The sequence below is a fragment of the Terrisporobacter muris genome (assembly GCF_024621905.1).
GTDB classification, from domain to species: Bacteria; Bacillota; Clostridia; order Peptostreptococcales; family Peptostreptococcaceae; genus Terrisporobacter; species Terrisporobacter muris.
The window spans coordinates 1-10,298 of sequence record NZ_JANKBY010000116.1 but is presented as its reverse complement, the minus strand read 5'-3'; the positions used below and the strand labels follow the sequence as shown (position 1 = coordinate 10,298).

The 10,298-nt window shown below is 28.1% G+C and carries 10 protein-coding genes; all 10 read left to right on the top strand.

Going from position 1 to position 10,298, the window contains the following annotated elements:
- Positions 1–109: 109 nt before the first annotated feature.
- The 10 genes from NSA58_RS10365 (at position 110) to NSA58_RS10320 (ending at position 10,149) form a co-directional block, all read left to right on the top strand.
- Positions 110–1,405, top strand: a complete 1,296-nt coding sequence (locus NSA58_RS10365; protein ID WP_039678957.1) for an aminotransferase class V-fold PLP-dependent enzyme — start codon at positions 110–112, stop codon at positions 1,403–1,405.
- Positions 1,406–1,546: 141 nt separating this feature from the next.
- A complete protein-coding gene (locus NSA58_RS10360) occupies positions 1,547–1,975 on the top strand; it encodes a MarR family winged helix-turn-helix transcriptional regulator (protein ID WP_039678958.1) in 429 nt (142 codons plus the stop codon).
- Positions 1,976–1,986: 11 nt separating this feature from the next.
- On the top strand, positions 1,987–3,354 hold the full coding sequence (locus tag NSA58_RS10355; protein WP_039678959.1) for an MATE family efflux transporter: 1,368 nt from the start codon (positions 1,987–1,989) through the stop codon (positions 3,352–3,354).
- 240 nt (positions 3,355–3,594) lie between these two features.
- Positions 3,595–5,043, top strand: a complete 1,449-nt coding sequence (locus tag NSA58_RS10350; protein WP_074429889.1) for a DEAD/DEAH box helicase — start codon at positions 3,595–3,597, stop codon at positions 5,041–5,043.
- Positions 5,044–5,137: 94 nt separating this feature from the next.
- Positions 5,138–6,682, top strand: coding sequence for an ASKHA domain-containing protein (locus NSA58_RS10345; RefSeq protein WP_139045095.1), 1,545 nt, complete (start codon positions 5,138–5,140; stop codon positions 6,680–6,682).
- A gap of 70 nt (positions 6,683–6,752) precedes the next feature.
- The gene (locus NSA58_RS10340) at positions 6,753–7,643 is read left to right on the top strand and encodes a MerR family transcriptional regulator (RefSeq protein WP_039678962.1); all 891 of its coding nucleotides are present in this window, start codon (positions 6,753–6,755) and stop codon (positions 7,641–7,643) included.
- A gap of 121 nt (positions 7,644–7,764) precedes the next feature.
- Complete coding sequence (locus NSA58_RS10335; protein WP_242842695.1) at positions 7,765–8,262, top strand: RNA polymerase sigma factor; 498 nt, start codon at positions 7,765–7,767, stop codon at positions 8,260–8,262.
- A complete protein-coding gene (locus NSA58_RS10330; protein ID WP_039678964.1) occupies positions 8,255–8,812 on the top strand; it encodes a zf-HC2 domain-containing protein in 558 nt (185 codons plus the stop codon). The genes NSA58_RS10335 and NSA58_RS10330 overlap by 8 nt, the downstream gene beginning before the upstream one ends.
- A gap of 1 nt (position 8,813) precedes the next feature.
- On the top strand, positions 8,814–9,698 hold the full coding sequence (locus tag NSA58_RS10325) for a YfjL-like protein (RefSeq protein WP_052232900.1): 885 nt from the start codon (positions 8,814–8,816) through the stop codon (positions 9,696–9,698).
- Positions 9,682–10,149 carry a metallophosphoesterase family protein gene (locus NSA58_RS10320; protein WP_074078832.1) on the top strand — a complete coding sequence of 156 codons (468 nt, stop codon included), beginning with the start codon at positions 9,682–9,684 and terminating at the stop codon, positions 10,147–10,149. Before NSA58_RS10325 ends, NSA58_RS10320 begins: the two co-directional genes overlap by 17 nt.
- The last annotated feature ends 149 nt before the right edge of the window (positions 10,150–10,298 follow it).

Genomic DNA, 10,298 nt, shown 5'->3' with positions numbered 1-10,298 from the left:
GTATATTAAATAATACTAAACCTGTAGTATATGAAAAGGAACTTTATAAATGAAGAATCATATATATTATTAGGTGAAGGCTAATTTCACGAGAAAGGAGGCTAAATTTATGAATGTATATAATTATAATAAATATAGAGGGTTATTTATTGGCGTAGATAATCCAGTTCAATTGGCCAATGGAAATATAGCTATACCTATAGGATTTGATAATGGAGCAACTACACCATCGTTTAAATCATCTTATAGAGAACTATGTAGAGGATTGATAACATATGGAGCTGTAGCTAGGGGGACAGGTCAGAAAAGTGAAATAACTACTCAAAAGTATGAAGATGCAAGAAAAATAATATTAGATTTTTTCAATGTGGGTAGTGATTCTAGCTATACTGCCATATTTGGAAAAACCACAACTGAGTGCATGAATTTATTAGCCAATGAGTTAATTAAAAATAAGGATGAGAAAATACTCACAACAAGAATGGAACATCATGCAAATGATTTACCTTGGAGATATAATGCCATAGTAGAATATGTTGATGTAGATAAAATGGGAAGGATCAGTGTTGATAGTATAGAAAATAAACTAAAAGAGAATAACGGAACAATTAAGTACGTGACTGTAACAGGAGCATCAAATGTGACTGGATATGTAAATCCAATACATGAAATAGCTAAAATATGTCATAAATATAATGCAAAAATAATAGTAGATGGTGCTCAATTAGTTGCTCATAAAGAAATAAATATGAAAGGTCAAAATCCAGAAGAAGAAATTGATTTTTTAGTTTTCTCTAGTCACAAAATATATGCTCCTTATGGAACAGGCGTAATTGTTGGACGTATTGAAGATTTGTCTAATGTAACACCATTTTTAAAAGGAGGAGCATGTGTAAACGCTGTTACTGATTATGATGTTATATGGGATGAACCACCAGCTTTGCATGAAGCAGGTAGCCCAAACTCATTGGGAGCTATGGCTACTGCTAGATCATTACAACAATTGAAGCAAATTGGTTTTGATAATATATATGAGCATGAGATGATGTTGAAAGAATTCCTTATAAATGAAATGAAAAAAATAGACAGAGTTATACTATATGGAGATAATGAAAATATAGATGATAGATTAGGTATTATCGTTTTCAATATAGATGGTGAAAATTATAAAACAATAGGCAAGAAATTTGCTGACGAAATGGCAATTGCCTTAAGGCCTGGTAAGTTTTGTGCACACCCATATGTTAATAGATTGATGGGTGTAAGTGATGAAACTGCATGTTACAATGCATATAATAATAAACCTACAAATGGAATGTTAAGAATAAGTTTAGGACTTTATAATACAATGGAAGAAGCAAAGGCATTTATAGCCTACACTAAATATTTAGTTTCAACTTTATAACTATATGGATTTTATAGAGAGTAAATAGTACTTTATATTTATTCTCTATTTTTTTTGCAAAAAATACAGTTGCAATTGCAACTAAATGTGTTATACTAGTATAGTTGCATTAACAACTAAATAAACAAAGGGGAGAAATTTATGGATAGAAAAGAATGTGGCAATATTGGAAAGTATATTTCTCAAATATATAGAAAAGGCCGTATTTTCATTGGAAGAGGTCTTGAGGAATATAACATAGGTCAGGGTCAATTCATGTTCTTATTAGAACTTTATATAGAGGATGGTAGAAATCAAGAGGAACTAGCTGAAGTTCTTAAAATTGATAAAGGAACTACAGCAAGAGCAATAAAAAAGCTAGAGGAAAATGGATTTATAAGAAGAGAAAAAGATGAGAAAGACAAAAGATCCAATAGAGTTTATTTAACAGAAGAAGGGAAAGGAATGAAGGATAATATATTCTTTATTTTAAATCAATGGGATAAAAAAATGAGTGAGCAATTAGATGAAGAAGAAAGAGAATTAATGATTAAGCTACTTAGGAAAGTTTGCTCGAATATAAATATATAGGAGGAAGATGTATGAATAAAAATCAAGCAGAATTAGGATCACAATCAGTTGGAAAATTATTGTTAAAATATTCTGTTCCAGCTATCATAGGTATGATGGTAAATGCACTTTATAATGTAGTAGATAGAATATTTATTGGAAATATACCTCATGTTGGATCTATGGCAATAGCAGGTCTTGGTGTAACTATGCCTGTACTAACAATAGCATTAGCCTTTGGAATGCTTGTTGGAGTAGGTTCGGCAACAAATGTTTCTATAAAATTAGGACAAGGTAAAAAGGAAGAAGCACAAAATATTATAGGAACAGGTATGCTACTATCAGTAATATTAGGCATTTCGCTAACTATAGTAGGACTACTATTTTCAGAACAAATATTAAAATTATTTGGAGCTAGTGATGCTACACTATACTATGCAAAATCATATACAGATATAATTATAGTAGGAACAACATTTTCCATAATCGGAATGTTTTTTAATAACACTATTAGAGGAGATGGAAATCCTAAATTATCAGCAATTATAATGACAGTTGGATGTGCTACAAACATAATTTTAGATGCACTATTCATATTCAAATTTAATATGGGAATAAAAGGTGCAGCAACTGCAACAATAATATCACAAGCTATAACAGCTATTTGGGGGCTTTCATACTATTTAAGAAAAAAATCTAATTTAGAATTTAAGCCTTCAACTGTAAGATTAAACAAAAATGCAGCAAAATCTATTTTAGCAATAGGTGTATCTCCATTTGCAATACAACTTGCAGCAAGTTTAGTACAAGTTATAAGTAATCAAAGTTTAAAAACTTATGGAGGAGATTTAGCTATAGGTGCTATGGCGACTATAAGTTCAATATCAATGATATTCTTAATGCCTTCATTTGGGATAAGTCAAGGTATGCAACCAATAGTTGGATTTAACTATGGAGCAAAGCATTACTACAGAGCTAAGAAAGCTTTACAAATATGTTTAATAGCATCTACTTGTATATTTGTTGTTGGGGCAATAGCAATAAATGTAGCACCACAAGTTTTAGTAGGAATGTTCAACAATGATCCGGAGCTTATGGGTATAACAATTAATGGACTTAAAAAATATACAATGACTTTACCAATATTAAGTGTGGGAATTATAGGAACTAACTATATTCAATCAATTGGAAAAGCAAAAATGTCTATAGTTCTTAGTTTACTTAGACAATGTATATTCTTAATACCTTTAATGATGATATTACCAAAATTTTTAGGACTTGATGGAGTTTGGTTTGCTCAACCAGTAGCAGACCTTGTAGCTATAGTTATAATAGGGGCTGTATTAGTTAAAGAAGTAAAAAGTTATTCAAAAGTTAATGAAGAAGAAGCAGCAGCTTAGATTATAAGTCAGCATATTAATGCTGGCTTTTTTTAGTTGTAAGTAAATCATATGTTATCTGTTCTGTAGATAACATATGATTTCCAGCTTTGTTACTTGAGCAACGGGCGAAGCCGTTGGCGACATGAGCGAAGCGAATTTTTTATTGTTTTCTATGTATAGAAAACTTTTATATGTTTTGAATAATATTAATCAGACAATTATAATAGTAAGAGATGTTATGAAATTAAGGAGATAAAAATGAATAATAAATTTGAAAAATTTAATTTAAATAAAGATATAATAAGGTCACTAAGTAATTTAAACTATGAGGAACCGTCAAAAGTTCAAGAAGAGGCTATCCCAAGTTTATTAGACGAAAGAGATGTAATAGTAAAGTCCAAAACAGGAAGTGGAAAAACCGCATCTTTTGCCATACCGATAGTTGAAAAAGTAGATATAGATAATAATAGTGTACAAGGGCTAATAATAGCTCCAACAAGGGAATTAGCATTACAAATTAAAGAAGAGATACAAAATATAGGCAGAATAAAAAAAGTTAGATGTAGTGCAATTTTTGGAAAGCAACCATTAAAAGAGCAAATAGCTGAATTAAAGCAAAGAATACATATAGTAGTTGCTACACCAGGAAGAATAATTGATCATATTGGCAGAGGTACTATAGACTTAAGTAATATAAAGTATTTTATAATCGATGAAGCAGATAAAATGCTAAATAAAGGTTTTGTTGATGATATGGAGTCTATACTTAGTAAGCTACCAAAAGAATGTTGTAAAGGTATGTTTTCAGCTACCATAGATGATAACATAAATATAGTTTGTAACAAATATATGAAAAAACCTCAAATGATAGATATAAAAATTGATAATGTACAAGTTAAAAAACAGATAAGTGAGTACTACATAAAGGTGGATAAAGAAAACGGATATGAAACTCTTAAAGATATAATTTATAGTGAGTGTCCAAATTCTACAATTGTTTTTGTAAATACAAGAGATAAAGTAGATGAGATTTATAAAAATATGAAAAAGGATAAGTTTTTAGTAGGTGCAATTCATGGAGATATGTCTCAGGATAAAAGACTTTTTATTATAAAAGACTTTAAAGAATGTAAATTTAATATTTTAGTAAGTAGTGATATTACTTCTAGAGGAATTCATATTGATGATGTTTCATTAGTAGTAAATTACGAAGTGCCTAGAGACAAAGAAAATTATGTTCATAGAATTGGAAGAACGGGAAGAGTAGATAAAATAGGAAAATCAATTACACTAGTTTCTTTTAATGAAGAAAAATATTTAACTGATATAGAGTCATACACAGGAAATAAAATTGAAGAAATAAATAAAATTGATGAAAATAAAGTAGATACTGGAAAAGAAAAGTTAAGTAAACTTCAAAAAAGTTTATTTAAAAATAAAAGGGATAGCAAAAAAGAAATCTATAATGAAGAAATCACAAGGATTTATTTAAATGCTGGCAAGAAAAAGAAAATAAGAGTAATAGATATTGTAGGAGCTTTGAGTAATATTGAAGGCATAGATAATGAAGATATCGGAGTAATAGAAGTTAAAGATATATGCTCTTATGTAGATATATTAAATTATAAGGGAACTGAATTTTTAAAAAATAATAAAGAGATGTTGATTAAGAAGAAATTAGTAAAAGTTAAGAAGGATAGAGCTTAGAAGAATATTAGAAGGTTTGAGATAAATTAATGATATATTTACCAATATATACTAATATTTAAATATGAAAAATGTATTTATGGGGGATAGCAAATTGAATTCATTAAGTAAAAAAATTTATCTTCAACTAGAAAATCCGAGTGAGGATAACACTTTAGGAGATAGAGATAAGGTAATAAATATTTTAAAAGATAAATATACAAATGTTGTAATGTCTTATGAAGCAATGAAAAAATTATATCCAATGTGTAGAGATAATGACTTTAAAATTACAGTTACTATGCTTAAAAGGGAATATGACTGGATTATTACAAATATTGAAAGTGGAGATACTACAAATAACCATTATGGATTAGCTGTAGACTTGGGAAGTACGACAATAATTATGCAGTTAGTTAATTTAAATAATGGAGAAGTGATAGCTGAAGAGAGCATATTTAATAAGCAAATAAAATATGGAGAGGATATACTGACTAGAATATTTTATACAAAAGAAAAAAAGAATGGCTTAGAGGAGATTTGTAAAAGTACAGTTGAAAGCTTTATAGATTTACTAAATAAAATAAAAGAAAAAACACATATAAATGTATATGACAGTAGTATGATGATAGTTAGTGGAAATACTACAATGACACATTTTTTACTAGGAATCAATCCATGGACTATTTTTCAATCACCTTTTACACCTGTATTTAATGAAAGTGGATTTATAAAAGGAAAAGAAATAGGTATACCTATAAAGGGATATGTTTATTGTTTCCCGTCAGTAGCAAATTATTTTGGAGGAGATTTGGTAAGTGGACTTTTATATACAGAAATTTATAAGAAAAATGAAATATCAGCTCTTATTGATATAGGTACAAATGTAGAACTTGTTATTGGAAATAATGAATTTCTAGTTGCAGCAGCAGGGGCTGCAGGTCCAGCTTTAGAAGGTGGTATTAGTAAGTTTGGAATGAGAGCGTGTAGTGGAGCTATTGACTCTATAAAAATTATAAATAACGAGATTATATATACAACAATTAATAATGAAGCACCTAAAGGAATCTGTGGCTCGGGAATAGTTGATTTAATAAGTGAGTTATTTTTAAACCGATGGGTTGATTTCTCTGGTACTTTAATACCAGGAAATTCTCCGGAAATAATTAAGATAGATGATGAATATGCTGTTGAATATGTATGTAAAGAGAAAAGTTTTAATGGAGAAAGTTTAATATTTACACAAAATGATATAAATCAGTTTTTAACAACTAAGTCGGCAGCACATACAATGGTAGCTTATTTACTAGAGGAAATAGGATTGTCTTTAGATGATTTAGAATGTTTTTATGTAGCAGGGGCTTTTGGAACTCATTTAAACTTAAAGTCTGCCGTTACAATAGGAATGTATCCGGATTTAGATGATAATAAAATAATTTGCCCGGGAAATACTTCTTTAAAAGGAGCATATAAACTGCTTACAAATGGGGAGCTATTAAAAGAAATAGAAGAAATAAAAAATAAAATTCAATATTTGCAGCTTAGTAATGCGACAGATTTTTTGGGAAAGATGAGGGCTGCTAGTTTTATTCCTCATACTAACTTAGAGTTATACCCAAGTGTAAAAGAAGAACTTATAAAAAGAGGCATATTAAAATAGAAGTTTATTGACTTGTACCTTACGTATACCAATATAATCGTAGCAAATACTAAAATAAGGAGTGAATAATATGCAAATAAATGAAGTTATTCAACAAGTTGATTTAACGAAAAGAGCAATTAAATATTATGAGGAACAAGGTCTTTTATCAGTGAATAAAGATGAAAATGGCTATAGAAATTATACTAAAGAAGATGTAGCTCTTTTAAAAGAGATTTCTGTGTATAGAAAACTAGGAATTAGTATAAAAGATATTAAGATTTTACTGGAGAAAAAAGATTACCAATTATTAAATAATATATATAAAGAAAAAATTAATAAATTAGAAGAATGCAGAAATGAAGCTGAATCATTGAAGAGATTTATTGACAATAATGATGTGGATGAAATATATGAAAATTTAGATTATGAAACACTAGGTAAAGCCATACAAGATATGATACCAGGATTTTATGGATATTATTTTATGAACCATTTTATGCCATATTTACAAATTAAAATTGAAACTAAAGAGCAGGAAGATGCATATAAAAGAATTATTGAATTTTGGGACAATGCAGATGTTAAGATACCCTTATTAATGAAACTTAACAGTTTTATCATGTATAAATTATTGCCTAAACAAGAGATGAGTAAAATGGTTGAAAAAATGGATGCAAAAACTAAAGAACTTATAAATATATCAGAAGAAGAATACGAAAAGTTAAAAGAGCAAACTAGAAAAGGTGTAAAAATGAAAAATAGTATATTTTTAAAATATCATCCTGCATTTATCCTACAAAGAAAATTTATGAAGCGTTTACAAGATAGTGGTTATAACGATATATTTATTCCAAATATGATTTTATTATCACCTAAATATAAAGAATACCATGAAGCATTAACTAAGGTTAATAATCGTATTTGCAATGATTTAGGATTACATTATGATTCAAAATATAATTTACTTATGAAAGTATAGATTATAATAAAATAGGAGTAATTTACTCCTATTTTTTTGATTACAAAATGAAAATAAAAAATTTATAAAATAATGTAACGAAACTTGTTTTATCATCACTAATAATATGAAAGGAGGAGTTATGTTAATTAAAAAAATATATGAAGAATATAAACAAGATGTTTTTGTATACCTGGTAAGTTTAACTAATGATACCTCCATTTCAGAAGATTTAGTGTCAGAAACTTTTTTAAGTGCAATTAAATCAATACATAAATTTAAGGGAGAATCGAGTATTAAGACATGGCTATTTTCCATAGCTAGAAATAAATGGTATGAATATCTGAGGAAAGAAAAATTTACAACTTCACTGGATGATTTGGTATATCACTATATTGTCAGTGAATCAGATTTAGAAGAAAAAGCTATACACAAAGATATTTCAAATAAAATAGTATATTTACTACATCAGGAATCAGTAAGAACAAAGGATATTGTTTTAATGAGGATAGAAGGATATTCTTACTTGGAAATATCTCAAAAACATGGGATTACAGAAAGTTCAGCTAGAGTTATTGATTATCGTGCCAAAAAGAAGATAAAGAATATTTTAATAAAGGAGGGATGTTTACATGAATAAAATATCTTGTGATATTTGTATGGATTTAATTCCACTTGTTAAAGATGGTATTGCAAGTGAAGATAGCGGTAATGCTGTAAAAAAACATATTAATGAGTGTGAAACGTGTAATATAATATTTGATGATTTTGAAGAAATAAATAAAATGAATAATGAAAATATTAAAATGAATGATAGAAAAGTTATTTCAAAAATAAAAGATCAGCTTGCCATTGGATCTATGATAATGATTATATTAGGTTCTTTTATAGGTGTTGGAATCTCTGAAAGTGAATGGATGTTTTATAATGTAATTATTATGCCACTTATTGGTGGATTAGGGTATTTTGCTCTAAAGCAGAAATGTTATTTTGTACCTGTAGGTATATTTATCCTTACATACATATGGAATTCAATTAAGTATATTATTGAGATAAAGACTAATGAAATGGATTTTGTGGCAATTATGGTATCATCTGGAACATGGGCTACTATCTATACTTGTCTGTGTATACTGGGTTTAGTAATTGGATTTTTACTTTACATTGCATTTAAAAAGGAGAATAAGTAGGATGAAAAAATCGGTAAAAGTATTGGTAGGAATGACGGCTTTTGTTTTAATTGGGGGGCTATTATGGTTTGCCAATGGACTTATAGGTAATCCAGTTTCTAAAGCACTAGCAAATAATAAAGCAAAAAAATATGTATCAGAAAATTACTCTGATATGGAACTACAAATATCAGATGTATATTATAGTTTTAAAGATGGTTACTATCATGCAGATATAAAATCACTTACAAGTAAGGATACATATTTTTCAATAAGATTGTCCTTTTTGGGCAAAGTAGAATACGATTCTTATGAAGATAATGTAGTCAAAAAAGTTAATACCTATAGAAGATTGGATGAAGAATATAACTCAAAATTAAAAAGCATATTTGAAGATAAAGATTTTCCATATGAAAGTGATATATGCTTTGGTGAGTTAAAAGAGATGCCATTAGAAGACTTAGATAGTAAATATAGTGAATTTGGGCCTGTATATGGAATAAATTTAGGGGAGCTAGAACTTGATAAAAACTATGATATAAATGAAATGGGAAAAGAATATGGTCATATAGTTTTTTATGCTCAAGATGAAGAGATTAGCATAAAAAGAGCTAGTGAAATTCTACTTGACATAAAGAATATTTTAGATAAAAATAATATATCATTCTATGCTATTGATTTTACTCTTGAAAAACATGGTGAAGGAAATGAAAAAGTAAATACTAATGATAAATCTATTAGCATAGAAGAATTTTTATACGAAGATATTTATGAAGAAGGATTAGAAAATCGTATGGAGGAATCTTCTGATAAATTACAAGAACATTACAAAGAACAAGATAATATAAAAAAAGAGGAAATAGAATCTATAGACGAAAGGGAGAATAAAGTTGAAAGAACAATATAAAGTAGGCATAATTTCAGATACTCATGGACTATTAAGAGAAGAAGTGATTAATTACTTAAAAACATGTGACTATATAATTCATGGTGGAGATATTAATACAGAAGATGTTTTAAAAAAATTAAAAGATATAGCCCCTACATATGTTGTAAGAGGAAACAATGATAAAAGTGGGTGGGCAGAAAAATTGCCAAAAGAGCTCTACTTTACTATAGGCAATATTAGATTTTATATGGTTCATAATAAAAAAGATATCTCATCCAACTTAAAAAACGTTGATGCAATTATATTTGGGCATTCACATAAATATTTTTGTGAAATAATAGAGGATATACTTTGGTTAAATCCGGGTAGCTGTGGAAAAAGAAGATTTAACCTTCCTATAAACTTTGTTATTATGACTATTGAGAACAGCAATTATAGTATAGAAAAAGTAGATATTTTATTTGAGTAGAAAAAACACCTTAATTATTATATGAAGTGAACCCTTTACACGGGAATAAATAAAACAACCTCTTTTGAAACATACTATATGTATGATTTTAAAGGAGGTTATTTTATTATGAGTACAAGAGTACACTACTCACCAGAAATAAAATGGAA